Origin of the sequence: Colwellia sp. BRX10-9 (assembly GCF_014077405.1) — a bacterium.
GTDB lineage: Bacteria > Pseudomonadota > Gammaproteobacteria > Enterobacterales > Alteromonadaceae > Colwellia_A.
Window position 1 is genome coordinate 149,859 of sequence record NZ_JACGVV010000007.1, and the last position, 19,385, is coordinate 169,243.

A 19,385-nucleotide genomic window follows, 5' to 3' on the forward strand; every position below is an offset into this window, starting at 1 on the left:
AGCTATTAAGAGGAATATTTTGGCAAAACATTATAAAAGTAATAACAATCGCTATTTTTATTAACAGGGATTGAAAAATAGTTCTAATTGTTATAATGTAACAACATATGCGTAGTAATCACTTTTTATTTACACAGTTTTTTTCACAGAGTCGGCAATCAATAATAAGTTTATTGATCATGTCTGCATTTCTGTGCGCCACGCTTAGTCATAGTTCGCATGGTGAATTGATACCTGATAATGTTGAATTACAGCAGTGTAAACTGTGTCAGCATAACATTGACACGCCAAAGAATAATATCACCTTAAAACTGGTTAACGTCAGTAATTATCAACAATACACGCAAACGTTAATTATAGTTAATCGTTACACGCCATTTTATTTGATACCACAGTTACGTGCCCCCCCTGTTCAATAGATAAAAATTAACACAGTTCAAAAATAAAAATTTTAGGAAATTAGCTTAATCGCTAATCTTCTTTAGATCTATCTATTGGAAAAAAAATGAAATCAATTTATATCAATAAAATTGCACCTTTGTGTGCCTTATCATTATTAATGGTCGGCGCTGCCAGCCATGCTCAAAAATTTTCAGGCGTAGTATTTGATGCCGATGGCAACAGGATTGCGAAAGCTAAAGTTTCTTTGGTTAATACTAAATATAAAGCAGTTACTGACGAAAAAGGCCAATTTACTTTTAGTGACATTGGTGTTGGTAAAGTAGAACTTCATGTTAGTGCTAAAAACTTTAGTCATATCAACGAGTATTTCACCATTACCGATCAAGACATTACCGAGGTGACAATTTCACTGAGCGCTACGGTCATGGAAGTGGTCGATGTTTATGCGACACCTTTGCATTCATCGAGTATTGAGTCGGCCTTGCCAGTAAATGTTATTTCTGGTGACGAGCTGCGTTTAAAGCAAGCATCTACATTAGGTGAAACACTGAAAAATGAAGTGGGTGTACATTCAAGTTATTTTGGCCCAGTTGCAAGTAGTCCTATTATTCGTGGTATGGATGGACCAAGAGTGTTAATCACACAAAATGGTTTAGACGTAGGGGATGCATCTCGTGTAGGACCAGACCACGCGGTTGCAGCCGAAGCTGGTACTGCCCAACAGGTAGAAGTACTTCGTGGGCCGTCAACGCTTTTTTATGGCAGTGGTGCGATAGGTGGTGTGGTGAATGTCGTTGATAATCGAGTACCTACAAATATTGATAATCAGGTCGATTATTTACTTAAGCATAATGATGTTGCAGATGAAAGTGAAGCAACACTCAATATAAACACAGGGTACAAAAGTTTAGCCGTTCATCTTGATGCGTTTTGGCGTGAATCTAATGATTATAAGATCCCAGGCTATGCGACTGCAGAAGAAGACGATGATGAACATGAAGAAGGCCATGATGAACATGAAGGCGAAGAAATTAAAGGTATTCTAGAGAACAGTGCCTCGAAGTCATCAGGTTTTACCCTGGGTTCAAGTTATTTGTTTGACGCAGGATATATTGGCTTTTCGTATGGCCGAATGGAAAGAACTTACGGTATTCCTGGGCATTCAGAACACGGTGAAGAAGAACATGAAGAAACAGGAACTGAAATCAGTGAAGAAGGCGCTGTTTTTGGTGATTTAGTACAAGACAGATATCAACTATTGAGTGAAATTAGTTTTGAAGACAGTTTTATTAATCGTGTAATGAGTAAAGCAGCTTACACAGATTACCAACATCAAGAAATTGAAGGAGGAGAAGTCGGTACTCAATTTAATAATGAGATGTTAGAAACACGCTTTGATCTTTATCATCAAGCCGTTAACGGTTGGAAAGGTGCATGGACATTGCATTATAAAGAAAATGATTTTAATGCGATTGGAGAAGAAGCATTCACGCCTCCTTCAAACACAGAATCAATTGCTATTGCTTGGCTTGAAGAGAAACACATAGACGATGTTTTATGGCAATTAGGTATACGTGCCGAACATGTAACCTTGAGTGCAAATAGTGAAGTTGAATCACACGATGAACATAGCGATGAACTAGGCAGCCATGAAGAAGAGTCGCATTTTAATAAACAGAGCTTTACGCCTATAAGTGCGTCTTTAGGTGCTGTATGGGAATATTCAACGGGTTATAATTTAGGATTTTCTGCTGCGTTTTCTCAGCGAGCACCTTCAGCGAGTGAATTGTTTTCGAATGGTGCTCATATCGGCACGAATACTTATGAAGTTGGGGCATTGTTTGAGGTACATGAAGAAGACCATGAATTACATGTAGACCTGTCTGATCAAAATGTTGAGTTAGAGACAGCTTATAATCTAGATCTTACTTGGAGAAAATTTGAAGGCGACTTTGGTTTTGTTGCCAGTGCTTTTTATAATCATATTGACGATTATTATTATCAAGCGAATACTGGGCTATTTGCAGAAAGCGGCCATGATAGTCACGATGAAGCCATTGAAGAAAACCATGAGGAGGAAACTGCCGGTTTGCCCGTTTATGTATTCCAACAAAATAATGTGGTGATGTATGGTGTAGAAGCTGAGTTTTTTTATCAGGTAGCACCTTCACTTAAAGCGACGCTATTTACTGATTATATTCGTGCAAAGCTTACTGATAATAACAATGATAATCTACCTAGGATCCCGCCAATGCGCGTTGGTGGTCAATTAAATTATATGACCGATAAGTATTCAGCAGAGCTAAGTGCAACACATTACTTTAAACAATCAGACACAGCGGTATTAGAAAGTGAAACAGACGGCTATACTATGCTAGATGCTAACTTTAATTACTTTATTAATAATGTTGGCGACGATATGGTGGCATTTTTAAAAGTGAATAATATTACAGATGAAGAAGCACGAGTACATACGTCATTTCTCAAAGGTGTTTCACCATTACCGGCACGAGGGTTTACGGTTGGTATTAGAGGAAGTTTTTAAGCAGTAGAATAATAGCTTTGTAGATGAGGCCAAGGCTTCATCTACAAAGTATGTTTAACGATTTACTTTAATCTAAGACCTGACTTTTCAATCGTGATTTTGTCTTTCTTCAATAAGTTTCCAACGGTAGCTTTAAAGGTTTTTTTACTAACACCAAGAATACGCTGAATAAGTTCTGGCGAACTTTTGTCATGTAATGGGCTAAAACCATCATTTTCTGCAATGTGCGCTAATAATTTATCGGCAAAGTCATTAACTTTCCCTTCACCTGAACGAGAAAGTGATAAATCGATACGACCATCTTCACGGATGTTTTTAATAAAACCGTCAATAATTTTACCAACACGTAATGGTTGAAAAATTTCATTGTCGTAAAGTAAGCCCCAGTGCTTATCGTTGATAATCGCTTTGAAACCCAGATCAGTTTTTCCACCAATCATTAACTTAACTTTGTCCCACTTTTGATAATCAGCAGGCCAAATATCAATATATTTGTCGAGCTTACTTGAAGCGGCAATTCGGTCTGTGGTGGTATCAAGAAAAATACGTACTAGATAATATTTCCCTTCTTCCATTGGTGTATGCTGCTGATTAAAAGGTACTAATAAATCTTTAGGTAACCCCCAATCAAGGAATGCACCCATTTTATTGAGCTGTTTTACTTTCAATGAAACGAATTCATCTACTTGGCCAAACGGCTTTTCAGTGGTCGCAATAATGCGTTCAGCTGAATCAACATAAATGAAGACAGTGAGTTTATCGTCTACTTTACAGTTTTCAGGAATAAAACGGTTCGGTAGTAATACTTCACCCAGTTCTCCAGCACTTAAATAAGCACCTTTTTCGGTGACTGCAACTACAGAAAGGGTATTATATTTACCAATGTCGGCCATTTGAATTTACCAAGAAAATTAATATGAAAATCTTAAGGGCTATAATAACGCATATCAAAAATGAATGATGTTATTTTCTTGGTTTGGTTTGAATATATTCAGCGTGGCGTAGCTGAAGTAAATCGCCAATTTTGCGAATAACATGCTCTTCAATACTTGCCAGCTCACCATCGGCATAAGCCATATTCCATAACTGCTTAACAATTGATATTCGTTGTTCGATAGAAAAATGTTTATTTATTTTCGATGTATATCGATAAAAATCAGTCGCTTGTTCACTTTGAATCAGCGCCTGGTCAATAATTTGCTTAACTTCTTCTTCATTCAAGTGAAACTGTTCAACGAGTAACACGGCCAGTTTAGCTTGTTCTTTTTGGTCAAAGTGTCCATCAGCACGCATCACTTCACACAATAATACCGCACAGGCTAGCTCTATAGTCACCTCATCAGAATTTTTTTTAGTGTTATTGTCTGTTAAATCATCGGCCAGGTTTTGAAAAAAAGAACTTATTTTTGTAAGCATGTTTATTCCTTAAATAAAGTAATCACTTTATTGTTACGCTCAGCAATAAAGAAAACAAGCAGATAATAGCTATATTTGATAACAAAGTGTGTCTGATTGCTATTTTTTGCTGGTAATATTATGATAACAAATTGATGACAGCGCTGTCTTTGGTGACAAGGTTGCACTGAAAGTTTATAAGGTAAAAGAATGTTAAGTCAGTATCCCTCTGCAGTTGTAAAAGCAAGTCCAAATAAAAAACGACTATTGTCAATTGACGCTTTACGTGGTTTCGATATGTTTTGGATTTTAGGCGCCGAAGGTTTGTTTGCAGCATTATTTATAGCGACAGGCTGGCCCATTCTTGCGGTGCTTGCACAGCAAATGGAACACAGTGCTTGGCATGGGTTTCGTGTTTATGATTTAATTTTTCCCTTATTTATTTTTCTATCAGGAGTCAGTCTAGGTATCGCAGCAAAGCCCTTATCTAGCTATGAGCCAGAACAAGCAAAATCGATTTTATATAATGGCATCAGGCGCTTATTGCTTTTGATTAGTTTTGGTATTTTATATAACCATGGTTGGGGCGGCGGTATTCCCACATCATTTGATAGTATCCGTTATGTTAGCGTACTGGGGCGTATTGGTATTGCGTGGTTTGTAGCAGCATTATTAGTTTGGTACGTCAGTGAAAAAATACAGTGGTTCGTTGCAGGCGGTATTTTAATAGGATATTGGTTACTACTAAGCTTAGTCACATTAGGTGGATATGGTGGCGGTGATTTTTCAGCGAATGGAGCATTGAACGCTTGGTTTGATCAACATTTATTACCGGGGTCAACTTATCAGGGGCTCGCCATCGACCCAGAAGGGTTGTTATCAAATATAACATCGATTGTAAATGCACTAGCGGGTGTCTTCATTGGTCGTTACATGATAAAAAATATTTATACGCCCAAGACACTATTAACCGGTCTTTGGGTTATTGGGACCTCTATTTTATTACTCGGTTATTTATGGGGCGTTTTTTTCCCAATTAACAAAACATTATGGACGAGTTCATTCACTTTGGTCACTATTGGTTACAGTATCTTATTACTGACGCTATTTTATTGGCTGATTGATGTATTAGAGTTCACCCTATGGGCTAAATTTTTCGCAGTAATTGGTACGAATTCAATCATTATTTATTTAGGTTCGAGTATTGTTGATTGGCAATATACCTCGAAAAGTATTTTCGGAGGCTTAATCAACTCTGTACCTGCAGGTTGGCAAGATTTTATTCTTTATGCTGGCATGGTGCTTTTACAATGGCTAGTCCTGTATTGGCTATATCGAAGAAATATTTTTATAAAAGTATAAATATTGGTTAAAAGGACGAATATTGTCGAGGACTGTTTTATCAAGGCAGTCTTTTTTTATATCAGTAAATAAACAGGGTGTTGTTAACTTATTGTTTTTGATTGAAAAATAATGTTTTTTTTGTTTTTGTTTACTGAATTTGTTATTTCGGCGCGTATCTTGTAACAAGCATTTACAACTTAATTGATTGTATAGACTGTTAATTAGCTATCCTATAGACAATTAAAAAAATTATTAGTTCAGATCACATTTATGAGGACATAACCGTGACACGTAAAAAACAAATTATTATACCCATTGCCATTCTAATCATTGGCATTTTATTGTTTTTTGGCTTTTCAAGCATGAAATCGCCACCAGAAGAAAAAGCGGAAGTTGATAATACCCCCATCGTTGCTGTTGAAGAGGTTCATGTTGCACCGATGAATTTAACGGTTAAATCATATGGTGTCGTTCAGCCTAAGTATGAAACCGAACTTGTCGCTCAAATTAGTGGTGAAGTAGTTGAACTGGCAGATGTTTTTGTACGTGGTGGTTTTGTTGCAAAAAACCAATTGCTCGCCCGTATCGACCCTAATGATTACCAAGCTGCATTAATTGATGCTGAAGCAACAATGGCCTCGGCACGTGCTTCGCTAGAAAAAGAGCGTGCCCAAGGGCAGGTAGCTGAACAAGAATGGAAACGCATTACGGATACTTCTCCTACTGAATTGAGCTTGCGTAAACCGCAACTAGCACAAGAACTTGCTAATGTTAAATCGGCACAAGCCTCTGTACTTCGTGCCAAACGTAACCTAGAACGTACCGAAATTAGAGCGCCTTATGATGCAATGATTGAAAGTCGTATGATTGGTTTAGGCTCTTTTGTCGGTACTGGCACTAAAGTGGGTAAATTATTAGGAACAGGGATAGCTGAAGTTCGCTTACCCGTAGCCGATGATCAACTGCAGTTTTTAGCTTCACAAGGGGAAAATGCCCAGGTTAATTTACTTGGAACATTTGCGGGTGAAAATATTACATGGTCCGCAAAAATTGCTCGCAGTGAAGGTGTTGTAGACAATAAAAGCCGTATGACTTATTTAGTGGCTGAAGTTAAAGACCCTTATGGTTTGAAGTCTCAAAAAAATGTAAATAAACACAATCCTATTCGCTTTGGCTCTTATGTTAAAGCAGAAATTTTTGGTATTAGCCTTAATCGTGCCGCTTTGTTACCTCGATACCTCGTTAGTAATAACCGCGTTGCCATTTTAGATGCCGATTCTAAATTGCACTATGCTGACATCATTATCGCTCGTCAAGAAGGCTCAAATGTTATTGTAACTAACGGTTTGAAGGAAGGTGACCAGCTCATTGTTTCAGCATTAGATTACCCTGTTGATGGCATGAAATTAGCTTTGCAAGGTAGTAAAAGTGAAGTCATTAATCAAAATGAACTTGAAACACAAATCGCAAGCACTAAGGATTAGATGATGGATGATACCAATAAAGGCTTAATTGCTTGGTTCGCCCGTAATAGTGTCGCGGCAAATTTGTTGATGATATTTATTCTAGTGGGTGGTTTTTTTACGATTAGCACCATCAACAAACAAATGTTTCCACAAATAAACATTAACTGGATTTCTTATACCGCACCTTACCCAGGGGCAGCCCCTCAGGAAGTAGAGGAAGGTATTACCATTAAGGTTGAAGAAGCTTTAGAGACTGTCCAAGGCTTAAAGCGTGTGATCACTTATTCTAACCGCAATTTTTCAAATGGTTGGTTTGAGGTTGATCTCGATTACGACCCACAAGTTGTTTTAGAAGAAGTTAAATCAGCAATTGATTCTATTTCAAGCTTTCCTGACGGTATGGAACGTATTAAAGTTGAACGCGAAAAGTTTCGCCAAGAAGTTATGTATATCAGCTTATACGGTGACCTAACTAATGGCGAGCTTAAAGAGTTAGGACGAAAAGTCCATAATGAAATTCAACAATTACCTTTAGTCAATATTGCAGAATTATACAGCGGCTTAGACTACGAAATTTCAATAGAAGTTAGTAAAGATAAGTTACGCGAATATGGCTTAACTTTTAGAGATGTTGCTCAAGCGGTACGTGGTTATTCTGGCAATATGTCTGCTGGACAAATTCGTGCAGAGAATGGCTACATTAATTTACGCGTTGAGAACCAAGCTTATCGAGGTTACGAATTCGAGCAAATACCTATTATTACCTTAGCCGATGGTACTAAAGTCTTGTTAGGCCAAATGGCGACTATTATTGATGGTTTTACTGAAGGCCTACAGTATTCAAAATTCAATGGTGAAAACTCGGTCAGTATCTTTATTGGCGCAGCTGATAATCAAAGTATTACCGATGTTGCCGATGTCATTAATAAGTATGTTGATGAAAAGTCGAATGTTCTTCCTGCAGGCGTTAAGTTAGAAACTTGGGTTGATATGACCTACTATCTTGAAGGCCGTTTGACCATGATGATCGACAATATGAAAAGTGGTGCAATATTAGTCTTTCTAATGTTAGCGTTATTTTTACGTGTCCGTTTGGCTTTTTGGGTAATGATGGGCTTACCGGTATGTTTTCTTGGTACTTTATTCCTAATGCCATTAGAATTTATTAATGTCACTATTAATGTCATTAGCTTGTTCGCCTTTATTTTGGTGTTAGGTATTGTTGTTGATGATGCCATCGTTATGGGGGAGAGTGCCCATGACGAAATTGAACAACATGGCCATAGTACTGAAAATGTTATTCGCGGTATTCAACGTGTTGCTATGCCAGCAACCTTTGGGGTATTAACAACGATTGCGGTCTTCTTGCCTTTTCTTTTTGGTGAAGGGCCTTCTGCCGCGTTTGGTAAAGCCATTGGCTCGGTAGTTATCTTGTGTTTAATTTTTTCTTTAATTGAGTCAAAACTCATTTTACCGGCGCATTTGGTTAAAATGAAGCCTAAGGTTAATATAATAAAACTTAAGAAATTAAACGAGTATGGCTTCTTTTGGTTCATTCAATATCCTTTAGATAGGATCACTAAAGTAGTAGACAGGCTTCGAGGAGCCATTGATGACAGTTTAAAATCTTTTATTCAAAATATTTATCAGCCAGCGTTACAGAAATTTCTAGATTATCGTTATGCCGTACTAATGTTTTTTATTAGTTTAATGTTAATCAGCGCAGGTTTGTTTAGTGGTGGTTTTGTTCGCTTTGTTGGTCAACCTAAGATCCCACATGACTTTCCTCGTGTTAATGTTGAAATGAATGTAGATGCCTCAGAGAAAGCAACCTTACAAACCTTATTAAATATCCAAGGTGTAATTAATACCATAGATAAAGAGATTGAAGCTCAATACGGTCAGTCAATGATCTCTGATATGCAGGTCGATTTACGCAGCAGAACCAGTGGTCAATTGATGGTTAAATTAGTGGTACCTGAATTAAGACCGATGAATACTTTCGAACTGGCTGATTTATGGCGTGCCGCTATACCGAATTATCCTGGGGTAAAATCGTTTACCATTGGTGATAATTTATTTGGCTCTGGCCGAGACGACGGTGATATTGCCTTTAGATTAGAAAGTAAAGACGATGCACAACTACTCGCCGCATCAAGAGAGTTAAAAACTAAACTTAATTCTTTAAAAGGTATTGGCGATGTTAATGATAGTCGTCAAACAAGTGCCAAAGAAGTTCAGTTTGAATTGAAACCGCTTGCTTATAGTTTAGGATTAACTTTAGCCGAAATTGCTTCACAAGTGAGTTACAGTTTCTATGGTTTAGAAGCACAACGCATTTTACGTGACAGCGAAGAAGTGAAAGTGATGATCCGTTATCCACTTGAGCAACGAAGCTCTGTTGGACATGTTGATGATGTGATGATCAAAGCGCCAAATGGTGCGGAATTACCTTTGTCGGAATTGGCTAATATTACCTTACAAGAAGGGGTGACTAGTATTCGTCGTGAAAATGGTAATCGGACAATTAACGTCTGGGCAAGTGTTGACGCTGAACAAGTTGAGCCATTCAAAGTTGCTAACGATATCAGAGACAACTTTATTCCTGAACTATTAAGAAAATTTCCAAAAGTTCAAAGTGAAGTGTCGGGCAGTATTCAAGAAGAAATGGAAGGTGCGGACAATCAAAAACGTGACTTTATTATCTCATTGTTGATTGTTTTCTCATTACTGGCTATACCATTGAAGTCTTACTCTCAGGCAGTGATGATTATGATCGTTATTCCTTTTGGTATTATTGGTTCGGTCTTTGGCCACTTCCTTTTAGGTATGGACTTAAGTGCACTATCAGTTATGGGGATATTAGCGGCTGCGGGTGTGGTCGTTAATGACTCCTTAGTCATGGTTGATTATGTTAATAATGCTAGGAAATCAGGCGTCAAACTAAAAGATGCGGTAATACATGCCGGCACTAAACGTTTTAGAGCTATCATGTTAACGTCAATAACAACCTTTATTGGTTTAGTGCCTATCATCTTCTTTGAGGTAAGTGCCCAAGCACAAATCGTAATTCCAATGGCGATATCTTTAGCCTTTGGGGTATTATTTGCGACTATAGTTACACTGGTATTGATCCCAAGTTTATATCTTATTATTGAAGATATGAAAAAGATCTTTAAGCGTAAAAAGAAACAACCGCTTATTGTTGAAAACACAGGTGATTTATCGGTTAATTAATCGGTAGTATTTTTATCAAAGCCATTACTTTTGTAATGGCTTTTTTATGCGATTCATTAAATTTATTGACCAATATCTCTCTGCTAGTCTGGTCAAGAAAAGCTATCGTTAATAATAATAGCTGGCTATAATGGTGTTAATGCTAATATTAATAAATGAAGCGAACTCATTATAATGAAATATATTTATCTTTTTTCAACACTTACTCTCATGACAATAACGGGTTGTTCGACAACTGAAAATGCTTGCGAAGATATAACCATCGCGAGTGAACAGATTCAAATGTGCCAGTCACTGCAACGCCAAATAGCAGACGCCAAAGGTAAACCTATAAAACGAACTGAGTTAGAACGTCGTTATCAAGTTGACTGCATCGACATTCGCTACTATCGTGATGACAAACAACCAGCAATTTGTGGTAATAAACAAAAAATTGGCGAAGAAATTAAGACGCTTAAAAAAGAGGCTAATCAGTAAACGATTAAGCTCTTGGTCGCTTACTTTAAGGCAAACTTTAGGGTTTGCTTTTTTGTTTACTTTTCTTAAAATTAATCATCAAATGAGTGTGTCATATGTTTAAAAAAATAGTCGGTTTAGTCTTCACTTGTAGCTTTTTATTCTCATGTCAGCAAGCCGCTGAGGAAGTGACTAGCAGAGATACAGCCAATACCGAAGCTATTTCAGCCGCAGAGGTATCAATAATGCCTAAAAAAAGTTTGTCTGCTAAAGCGGAACCTGAGCAAATATCATTTACCGCAACAATTAAATATATGAATTTAGAAGGGGGCTTTTTTGGATTAATTTCTAAAGAAGGTAAGCATTGGTTACCGCTGAATTTAGAAAAAGAATTCCAAAAAGATGGCGTTGTTATCAAAGTAACAGGCAAAGCTATCACGGGTATGATGACTATTCAGCAATGGGGAACTCCTTTTTCAATTACCGATATTGAATTAATTACTGCAGCGAATAAAGCGCCTGAAAATAAGAACCTGCAGTAGTTTTACTTACTGAGCGAAGGTTGCATCAATAATGTTAGATGACTAATGTTAGGTGACGATTTTCACCTGAAATGATGATTTGATAGATACCACGATATTCTTGTTCTGTCATTACTGATACAAAGCTTTGGCTTAGTCATTCTGCCAATTGTATTAAGGTATGTAGCGGTGTTACTTACAGAGCGAAGGTTGCATCCATAATGTTAGATGACTAATGTTAGGTGACGATTTTCACCTGAAATGATGATTTGATAGATACCACGATATTCTTGTTCTGTCATTAGTGATACAAAGCTTTGGCTTAGTCATTCTGCCAATTGTATTAAGGTATGTAGCGGTGTTACTTGCAGATCGAAGGTTGCATTAGTAATGTTAGGTGACGATTTTTACCTGAAATGATGATTTGATAGATACCACGATATTCTTGTTCTGTCATTGGTGATACTGAGCTTTGGCTTAGTAATTCTGCCAATTGTGCCGTGGTGTTACTGTGTCCAAACACTACGGTGTTCTCTTGTTCTTTGATCAATTGCCAGGCGAGTTGCTCTAATTTATTGGGCGCATAATTTTTGATCGCAAGTTGTTGCTGTTGTGCTAGCGGTGTAGCTGTTGCCATAGTCCGTTGATAGCGCGTACTGTATATATTTTCTATTTCTGCATTCTCTAGAATACGCGCAAGTTCTTTTGCCCTATATGTACCACATTGTGTTAATCCAGAATCTTCTTGTTCAGTTTTGTTTTCAGCATGACGAATTAAATAAAGGCTGTAGCTTTTACTTTCCTTTTGTACATAAGCGTTTTCAGTCGCATTAACGATTAAAATAGGTATGTTGATAAAAAAAATTAACAGTAAAATTAATTTATTCATAACATACCTTTTTCGATTCATGCTTATTCACTATTAAAATAAACGATTCAAACCATTCAATGCAGCAACACGAAATGCCTCAGCCATCGTTGGATAATTAAACGTGGTATTAACAAAGTATTCAATGGTATTACCGCCATTGGTTTGTTGCATAATTGCTTGACCAATATGAATGATTTCAGCTGCATTTTCACCAAAACAATGAATACCTAAAATTTCTTTAGTTTCGCTGTGAAAAAGTATCTTCAGTGAACCGACTAAACTATTTGATATTTGTGCTCTTGCTAAATGTTTGAACTGGGCACGACCAACCTCATACGGAATTTTTGCCGCGGTCAGTTCTTGTTCTGTCTTACCAACAGAGCTTATTTCTGGAATCGTGTAGATACCTGTAGGAATATCAGCAATAAGTTTTGCAGTACTTTGGTGATCTATCATCGCTGAAGCTGCTAACCTGCCTTGATCATAAGCGGCACTGGCTAAGCTTGGGTAACCAATGACATCACCTACCGCATATATATTGTCGACACTGGTTTGATATTGATCGTTGACTTTTAGTTGCCCACGTCCATCTGCTGATAATCCTGCATTTTCAACTTTTAAGTCGGCTGTATTACCTGTTCGCCCATTAGCAAAGAGTAAACAGTCGGCGCGCATTTTTTTACCTGATTCTAAATGAACAACCACAGAGTCGTCGGATGCTTCAACTCGTGCAATCGCTTCGCCATGACGGATCACTACACCATTATTCCATAAGTGGTAGCTGAGTGAATCAGACATTTCTGCATCTAAAAAAGAAAGTAGTCTATCTCGGGTATTAATTAAATCTACCTTTACACCTAAACCTCTAAATATAGAGGCATATTCGGAACCAATAACACCAGCACCATAAATAATGATAGAACGGGGATCATGCTTAAGTGATAAGATGGTATCTGAGTCATAGACTCGCGGATGGTTAAAATCAATATCTTTAGGTCGGTAGGGATGTGAACCAGTAGCAATAACAATTTGCTTTGCCGTAATTTGTTCAATAGCGCCCTCGTTATTCACTATTCTAAGCGTATGGGCATCAATAAAAGACGCTTCACCCGAAATCAGTTCAACGCGGTTACGATCATAAAAGCCACTGCGTAGCTGCACTTGTTTACGAATAACCGAAGAGGCATGTTTAAGAATAGCTGGGAACGTTAAATGTTTTGCTTTTTCATGGCCTCTAAAAAGTGGGCTCGCGTTATACTCAATGAGTCGGCTAACACTTTGACGTAAAGCTTTTGAAGGAATAGTTCCCCAATGCGTACAACCACCGCCAACGTCTTTATATCGCTCAACAATAGCAACACGTTTTTCTTTTTTAGATAGCTCCATAGCCGTACCTTCGCCACCTGGTCCGGTACCTATAATTATTGCATCGTAATCGTAATCGTTATTTGTTTTCTTCTTCGTTTTAGCTTTATTTTGAGTTGCCAAAATCTTGCCTTAAATTCCTACTAAGATAAAAAAATTTTAGCAGGAATTTAGACATCTGACCATGTAAAAGCTTATTAATCTAGAGGGTTTATGCCAGTTGGGTTAATAAGCGTTGAAAATGTTGTTGCTGGTCTGCCAAGTGCTGCTTAAATTCTTGGTATTGCGCTGCTAATTCAGAGCTCTCAACGTCGGCGATTAATTTATCGCGCCTACTGGCAAGTAATTTTTTACGCACATCATAGTAGTCATTAATTCTACTAATGAGTAAATCATATTCTTGCTGTAGTTTTTCTCGCATTTGCTCCGCATTTGGATGAGAGAGTAACTTCTTCTGGCTACGTTTAAATACCATAGCTAAGCGCGCTTTTTCAATTTTGTCATCCGGGTAAGTCCGTAGTTTTGAGGTAAGATTCAAAAACTCACAACCCTTAATCAACCATTTAGTTGGATCAAACTGCCACCAACGAATGCCGTTACGATAATCATTTTCAAAAATATGATGATAGTTATGATAGCCCTCACCAAAAGTTAAAAAAGCAAGAAAGCCATTATCTCGTGCAGTATTTCTTTCTGTGTAAGTTTGTTTACCCCAGATATGTGCCAAAGAATTAATGAAAAAAGTAGTGTGATGGCTTAACACTAAACGCAAGAAACCGACTAAAAGTAAACTACTAATAATATCGCCGTGCCATAAACCAAATAAAATAGGTACACCAAAGTTCATTAATATTGTCAGCAACAAATAATTTCTGTGCTGCCACATTACAATAGCGTCTTTTTGTAAATCACGGGTATTGTCGTAATTAGCATATCGATGCGCTTGATACTCACGAAGCATCCAACCGATATGTGAATACCAAAAGCCTTTTTTAGCTGAATAGGGGTCTTTGTCATTATTATCGACATGCTTATGATGAACTCTATGATCAGAAGCCCAATGTAATATACTATTTTGTAAGGCAAATGCTCCGCCTAGTGCAAAAATGAAACGCAGCGAAGCATGTGCTTGATAGGTTTTGTGCGACCATAATCGGTGATAGCCAGCAGTAATAGACATACCACAATAAATAAAGCAGCATAGTGCTACTACAAGTTCAGTGGTATCAAAACCGTGTGTTATTGCTCGATACGGGACGCCAATTGAGGCAACTAAAAAGGTAATTAAAAACACACTAAAATTTAGCCAAACGATTTTAGGTTTATTCATGTAATAAGAATTCCATCAGTAAAAAAACGAACACTAAGTAAATAATTTCAGTGTACACGTGTACTCTATTTTAACTTTGATCACTTTTCAGTCAAGGTAATTTTTATTAAACTTTTTATCTTCAATCAATAATACTGGATTTAAATGTAGATGTTAGTGATCAAGTTTCTAGTAAATAGATGAAAATTCAGTATGATATAAACAGGCTAAAGTATAGGTTAATTAAGTAATGAGCGGGATTCGGGCACAGCAAAAAGAAAAAACACGTCGACAAATAATTGATGCTGCTCTTGGGCAGTTAAGTAGTGAACGTAGCTTTTCGAGTTTGAGCTTACGGGAAGTCGCTAAAGAGGCTGGCTTAGCACCAACATCATTTTATCGACATTTTTCTGATATGAACGAACTAGGTTTGACGCTGGTCGATGAAGCGGGTTTAACTTTGCGTCAATTAATGCGACAAGCTCGCCAACGAATTGAAAAAGGTGGTTCTGTCATTCAAATATCTGTCGTTACCTTTATGGAGTTTATTGAAAGTAACGGTAATATATTTCGCTTATTATTACGAGAGCGTTCTGGAACGTCAGCTGCTTTTCGAGCGGCGGTAAATCGAGAAGTGCGTTATTTCACCTTAGAACTATGTGATTATTTACAGCAAGCAAATAAATTGAATGCGGATGTGGCTTTTTTACAAGCCGATGCAGCGGTGACTATCGTATTTAGTGCTGGCTCTGATGCATTAGATGTTGATAAAGAGGATCGTCAACAAATATCAATGCGTACCATTCAGCAGCTGCGTTTTATAGCACGGGGAGCTGCTGAATTTAGCAATAGGGGAGTAAAAAAGTAAAAACGTTACTTTTTACGTGAAAGTATCACACCTGTTTCAACATGGTGGGTATATGGAAACTGATCAAATAACGCAAATTTTTCAATATTGTGTGTCTTTATTAGTTCAACTAAGTTTTCTTTTAATGTCTCAGGATTACATGAGATATAAACAATACGTTCAAATCGGCTGACTAACTCTACGCTGTCAGGGTCAAGGCCAGCTCTTGGTGGATCAACTAATACTGTATCGTAATTATAGCTTTTAAGATCGAAACCTTCTAGACGACGAAATACTCGCTCACCGTTCATCGCTTGACTAAAATCTTCACTGGACATTCTTATTATATCAACATTGGTTAACTGGTTTGCGGTGATATTATTTTGTGCTGATTTTACTGATGTTTTCGATATTTCAGTACCTAAAACCCGATCAAAGTTTTCAGCGAGTGCGATACTAAAGTTACCATTACCACAATAGAGTTCGATTAAGTCACCACCGATATTTTGTGTGCCTTGCTTTGCCCAAAGTAGCATTTGCTCATTAACGTGCCCATTAGGCTGTGTAAAACTATTTTCTACTTGCTCGTAGATATAAGTTTTATCGCCAACAGTTAACTTCTCAGTGACATAATCTTTATCGAGGATAAATTTTTGTTTTTTAGCACGGCCAATAATATCAACAGGGGCTATTGCTGAAAGGGTTGATTTTAGTGTTGCCGCTTCAGTTAGCCATTCTTCATCTAATTGTCTGTGATATAACAAGCTTATTAAAAGCTCGCCACTGAGCGTTGATAAAAAATCGACTTGAAATAATCGATGACGAAGTGACGGTTTATCTTTAATTTCGTCAAGCAAGGCTTTCATAGCTTGATTAATGAGTTTACTGGCAACCGGAAAAGTGTCGACGCGATACTTTTCTTTCGTTTCACTATTAAACATAATATAAAATAAGTCATCATTGTCATGCCAAACTCTAAATTCTGCTCGTAATCTATAGTTTAAAGGCTCTGATCGAAAAACATCAAAATTTGGTAAGTCAAAATCACTAAACAATTTAGCGATATCATCCTGTTTGTTATCAAGTTGTTTATCATAAAATTGTGGTGCAATGTGACTAAACATATATAAGCCTTAAACGTAGAAAGAATTAAACAATATTATACCCAACTCTAGTGAGTATTAAAGAGGCGCTGAGTTTAGCGATTGTGATTACTTTGTCTAGTCATTTGTCTATAATTTTCTTACAAGAGATTGACTTCTTGCTAAAGTTTTACGAAAAAATGCCGATATATTAGCCATATTAAATTTAAGGATCTTTAGATCTTTGATTGTGTTTAATTAAAATTTAATTAGATACTGGAGAGTAACAATGAATAAAATTGATAATCAGACAAGGTTGCCGAATTATTTAGGGCAAAGTCGTAAAAGTGAACCAGCAAATAATGAAGTCGTTAAACGAGAAATGCCAGCAGAGTCAGTTAATACACTGGCATTAAACCATCGTGCTGCCATTACGATGAAAATTATATCTCAATCAATTTCTAGTCAGATTTCAGCAAATTTTCAAAAGATTACCGATGCACCGCAAGCAACTAATGTAGTGATGAGTGATATCAGTAAAACAGCGTTAACTGAAAGCGAGCCATCAACTAGCCTTTTTGATTTCGAAGCAGTGGCTCGTAATGTTATGGACTTTGTTAGCGCGAGTATCTTAGCTGCCCAAGCAAATGGAGCGAGTGAGGACAAGTTGAAAGAGATGTTTGAGCAGGGGCGTGCTGGGGCGAATTTAGGTATTGATCAAGCAAAAGGCGATTTAAAAGATCTCGCCATGCTTGACAATGACTTAAACCAAGGTATAGAAAAAAGTCGTACGCTTATTAACAAGGGAATTGATGACCTCCATGAACAAATGTTTCCTTCAGCCAATAAATCAAATGAGAAGGTATCAGAGTTAACGCCAATTATCAGTTCTACAGCAATTGATAGCGAATTATACACAAGCAATTCAAAAAGTAGCGAGCTGAGTATTACCACTACTGACGGTGATGTAGTTTCAATATCATTTAGCGAATTACAAGAATATGCCAGTAAAGAAGCTTACCAGTATCAAGAGAGTAGCCAAGGGGGATCGACAAATTATAGTAGAACCAGTAGTCAGTATCATGAAATCAACTTTTCTTATAGCGTAGAGGGTGAACTTGATGATGATGAAAAAGCAGCAATCGAAGCATTAATTAAAGACGTAAATTCATTACAAAAAGATTTCTTTAATGGCGATGTTAATAAAGCTTTTGAAAAAGCAGTTGAACTTGGCTTCGATAATAAACAGATAACTAGTTTTAGTATGGACTTGCAACAAACAAAAACCAGTTATGTTAGCCAAGCGTATACAGCAGTGGCAGAGTTGGATGATAAATTAGCGCCTAGTGTCGGAAAAGACCTGAGGCCTTTAATTGACTTCTTAGATCAGTTTAACCAACTGCAAGAACAAGCAGATAAAATATTGTCTAAGAATGATGATGCATTTGGTCAGTTACTTGATGCAGTCTTTAAAGCTGAGTTTGGTGACGATAAAGTCGCTAAAGAAAAGTTCGATAAAGTAATAGATACGGTTAAGTCTGACAACATTAAGCTTTAATAGATAAAATAAACCCACGCTAACGTGGGTTTATTTAGGATAACTTACCAAGAAGAACGGTTATTCTTCTTCGAGATTTTTTTCTGGACGTTCCTTAGCTTCACGAACTTTCAAAGTACGCTGCTGAAATTCAGTATCATTAAGCGATGAAACAGCCGCATCAGCCGCATCAGCTGACATTTCAACAAAACCAAAACCACGACGCTTTCCAGTATGTTTATCTTTCATTAAACGAACAGAATGAACTTGACCATGTTCAGAGAATAACTCTCTGATCGATGATTCATTTGCTCGGTAAGGTAGATTCCCTACATATAACGTTTTTATTTCTTCATCAGCACTTTCTGCAGTAGTTGATGAACCTATAAGTGGCGCAATAAAAGTACTTACTAAAACTAATATCGCAGTAATTTCTGGTGAGCTGCCAATAACAGTTGATAAAATGTAAGCAATAACAGCAAATACTACTGCGACTATAAATGTTAACCCTTGAGGAGACTTCATATATGAATACCTAATTATTATTTTAAATTCTAAATTAAAAAACTAAATTGCAATGTACCTGCTACCCAGCCTTGAATATTGTACAAAGTACAAAGTTGTAAAAAAGATAAGTGTAATTTATATGCAAATAACACCTTACTTATATTAAGCAAAAAATAAAAAGTTTACTACACTAAATAAGCATATTAATTAAAAGCACTATTTTAGTGCTTATATAAGCCACTTTAAATGGATTATTATATAGTAGGAATAAGAACGTTGATGTTTATTGAGCGATTAGAGAGTATATTGCCCACATTGTTTTTATTTTCAGCAAACAAACATAAAGATGAAAATAGTGCTTGATCCTTTTCAAAATATGTCTAGAATGCGCTCCAGTTCCAAGGGGTAACCCAAACGAACGTTTTGATAAGTTATCTACATCACTTTAGAGTAAAGTAGTTAACTTAACGTTTTATAGATAAGGTTTGAATCTTCGAAAAG

General features: G+C 36.9%; 16 protein-coding genes. 9 read left to right on the forward strand and 7 right to left on the reverse strand.

Features of this window, described 5'->3' with window-relative positions; all coding sequences use genetic code 11:
* Window positions 1–179: 179 nt before the first annotated feature.
* Window positions 180–419 carry a hypothetical protein gene (locus H4J69_RS06635; RefSeq protein ID WP_182244106.1) on the forward strand — a complete coding sequence of 80 codons (240 nt, stop codon included), beginning with the start codon at window positions 180–182 and terminating at the stop codon, window positions 417–419.
* Window positions 420–505: 86 nt separating this feature from the next.
* A complete protein-coding gene (locus tag H4J69_RS06640; RefSeq protein ID WP_182242241.1) occupies window positions 506–2,947 on the forward strand; it encodes a TonB-dependent receptor in 2,442 nt (813 codons plus the stop codon).
* Between the two features lie 62 nt (window positions 2,948–3,009).
* Here H4J69_RS06640 and H4J69_RS06645 read toward each other — a convergent pair whose 3' ends face one another.
* Both H4J69_RS06645 and H4J69_RS06650 read right to left on the reverse strand, forming a co-directional pair.
* Window positions 3,010–3,840, reverse strand: a complete 831-nt coding sequence (locus H4J69_RS06645) for a S1 RNA-binding domain-containing protein (RefSeq protein ID WP_182215524.1) — start codon at window positions 3,838–3,840, stop codon at window positions 3,010–3,012.
* Window positions 3,841–3,910: 70 nt separating this feature from the next.
* A complete protein-coding gene (locus H4J69_RS06650) occupies window positions 3,911–4,363 on the reverse strand; it encodes a TerB family tellurite resistance protein (RefSeq protein ID WP_182215523.1) in 453 nt (150 codons plus the stop codon).
* Between the two features lie 189 nt (window positions 4,364–4,552).
* Between H4J69_RS06650 and nagX the strand changes: the two genes are divergently transcribed.
* The 5 genes from nagX to H4J69_RS06675 all read left to right on the forward strand — a co-directional run bounded on the left by nagX (window position 4,553) and on the right by H4J69_RS06675 (window position 11,387).
* The gene (nagX, locus tag H4J69_RS06655; protein ID WP_182244105.1) at window positions 4,553–5,704 is read left to right on the forward strand and encodes a transmembrane glucosamine N-acetyltransferase NagX; all 1,152 of its coding nucleotides are present in this window, start codon (window positions 4,553–4,555) and stop codon (window positions 5,702–5,704) included.
* 266 nt (window positions 5,705–5,970) lie between these two features.
* The gene (locus H4J69_RS06660; RefSeq protein ID WP_182244104.1) at window positions 5,971–7,170 is read left to right on the forward strand and encodes an efflux RND transporter periplasmic adaptor subunit; all 1,200 of its coding nucleotides are present in this window, start codon (window positions 5,971–5,973) and stop codon (window positions 7,168–7,170) included.
* 3 nt (window positions 7,171–7,173) lie between these two features.
* Window positions 7,174–10,389: an efflux RND transporter permease subunit gene (locus tag H4J69_RS06665; protein WP_182244103.1), complete on the forward strand. Its 3,216-nt coding sequence runs from the start codon at window positions 7,174–7,176 to the stop codon at window positions 10,387–10,389.
* Between the two features lie 174 nt (window positions 10,390–10,563).
* Window positions 10,564–10,866, forward strand: a complete 303-nt coding sequence (locus tag H4J69_RS06670; protein WP_182215516.1) for a hypothetical protein — start codon at window positions 10,564–10,566, stop codon at window positions 10,864–10,866.
* A gap of 95 nt (window positions 10,867–10,961) precedes the next feature.
* Complete coding sequence (locus H4J69_RS06675; protein WP_182244102.1) at window positions 10,962–11,387, forward strand: hypothetical protein; 426 nt, start codon at window positions 10,962–10,964, stop codon at window positions 11,385–11,387.
* Window positions 11,388–11,727: 340 nt separating this feature from the next.
* Here the strand turns inward: H4J69_RS06675 and H4J69_RS06680 are convergent, their stop codons facing one another.
* From H4J69_RS06680 to H4J69_RS06690, 3 genes are all read right to left on the reverse strand, one after another.
* Window positions 11,728–12,255: a histidine phosphatase family protein gene (locus H4J69_RS06680; protein WP_182244101.1), complete on the reverse strand. Its 528-nt coding sequence runs from the start codon at window positions 12,253–12,255 to the stop codon at window positions 11,728–11,730.
* Window positions 12,256–12,288: 33 nt separating this feature from the next.
* Window positions 12,289–13,725 (reverse strand): Si-specific NAD(P)(+) transhydrogenase, encoded by a 1,437-nt coding sequence (sthA, locus tag H4J69_RS06685; protein ID WP_182175485.1) that lies wholly within the window; start codon window positions 13,723–13,725, stop codon window positions 12,289–12,291.
* Between the two features lie 88 nt (window positions 13,726–13,813).
* A complete protein-coding gene (locus H4J69_RS06690) occupies window positions 13,814–14,932 on the reverse strand; it encodes a fatty acid desaturase (protein WP_182244100.1) in 1,119 nt (372 codons plus the stop codon).
* A 229-nt stretch (window positions 14,933–15,161) separates the two neighbouring features.
* Here H4J69_RS06690 and fabR point away from each other — a divergent pair, with 229 nt between their 5' ends.
* Window positions 15,162–15,779 carry an HTH-type transcriptional repressor FabR gene (gene fabR / locus H4J69_RS06695; protein WP_070375583.1) on the forward strand — a complete coding sequence of 206 codons (618 nt, stop codon included), beginning with the start codon at window positions 15,162–15,164 and terminating at the stop codon, window positions 15,777–15,779.
* Window positions 15,780–15,784: 5 nt separating this feature from the next.
* On the opposite strand, the gene trmA is transcribed toward fabR, so the two are convergent.
* Window positions 15,785–16,882 carry a tRNA (uridine(54)-C5)-methyltransferase TrmA gene (trmA, locus tag H4J69_RS06700; protein WP_182230488.1) on the reverse strand — a complete coding sequence of 366 codons (1,098 nt, stop codon included), beginning with the start codon at window positions 16,880–16,882 and terminating at the stop codon, window positions 15,785–15,787.
* 247 nt (window positions 16,883–17,129) lie between these two features.
* On the opposite strand from trmA, the gene H4J69_RS06705 reads away from it, so the two are divergent.
* Window positions 17,130–18,398, forward strand: coding sequence for a DUF5610 domain-containing protein (locus H4J69_RS06705; protein ID WP_182244099.1), 1,269 nt, complete (start codon window positions 17,130–17,132; stop codon window positions 18,396–18,398).
* 60 nt (window positions 18,399–18,458) lie between these two features.
* On the opposite strand, the gene H4J69_RS06710 is transcribed toward H4J69_RS06705, so the two are convergent.
* Window positions 18,459–18,902 carry an RNA-binding protein gene (locus H4J69_RS06710; RefSeq protein WP_070375587.1) on the reverse strand — a complete coding sequence of 148 codons (444 nt, stop codon included), beginning with the start codon at window positions 18,900–18,902 and terminating at the stop codon, window positions 18,459–18,461.
* Window positions 18,903–19,385 lie beyond the last annotated feature (483 nt).

What these genes read in the sequence shown, in the direction of transcription:
- H4J69_RS06645 (WP_182215524.1), bottom strand. Translation starts at nt 3,840, where the DNA reads ATGGCCGACATTGGTAAATATAATACCCTTTCTGTAGTTGCAGTCACC.
- H4J69_RS06710 (WP_070375587.1), bottom strand. Translation starts at nt 18,902, where the DNA reads ATGAAGTCTCCTCAAGGGTTAACATTTATAGTCGCAGTAGTATTTGCT.
- H4J69_RS06635 (WP_182244106.1), top strand. Translation starts at nt 180, where the DNA reads ATGTCTGCATTTCTGTGCGCCACGCTTAGTCATAGTTCGCATGGTGAA.
- H4J69_RS06670 (WP_182215516.1), top strand. Translation starts at nt 10,564, where the DNA reads ATGAAATATATTTATCTTTTTTCAACACTTACTCTCATGACAATAACG.
- H4J69_RS06650 (WP_182215523.1), bottom strand. Translation starts at nt 4,363, where the DNA reads ATGCTTACAAAAATAAGTTCTTTTTTTCAAAACCTGGCCGATGATTTA.
- H4J69_RS06675 (WP_182244102.1), top strand. Translation starts at nt 10,962, where the DNA reads ATGTTTAAAAAAATAGTCGGTTTAGTCTTCACTTGTAGCTTTTTATTC.
- H4J69_RS06680 (WP_182244101.1), bottom strand. Translation starts at nt 12,255, where the DNA reads ATGAATAAATTAATTTTACTGTTAATTTTTTTTATCAACATACCTATT.
- H4J69_RS06690 (WP_182244100.1), bottom strand. Translation starts at nt 14,932, where the DNA reads ATGAATAAACCTAAAATCGTTTGGCTAAATTTTAGTGTGTTTTTAATT.
- trmA (WP_182230488.1), bottom strand. Translation starts at nt 16,882, where the DNA reads ATGTTTAGTCACATTGCACCACAATTTTATGATAAACAACTTGATAAC.
- nagX (WP_182244105.1), top strand. Translation starts at nt 4,553, where the DNA reads ATGTTAAGTCAGTATCCCTCTGCAGTTGTAAAAGCAAGTCCAAATAAA.
- H4J69_RS06640 (WP_182242241.1), top strand. Translation starts at nt 506, where the DNA reads ATGAAATCAATTTATATCAATAAAATTGCACCTTTGTGTGCCTTATCA.
- H4J69_RS06705 (WP_182244099.1), top strand. Translation starts at nt 17,130, where the DNA reads ATGAATAAAATTGATAATCAGACAAGGTTGCCGAATTATTTAGGGCAA.
- H4J69_RS06665 (WP_182244103.1), top strand. Translation starts at nt 7,174, where the DNA reads ATGGATGATACCAATAAAGGCTTAATTGCTTGGTTCGCCCGTAATAGT.
- fabR (WP_070375583.1), top strand. Translation starts at nt 15,162, where the DNA reads ATGAGCGGGATTCGGGCACAGCAAAAAGAAAAAACACGTCGACAAATA.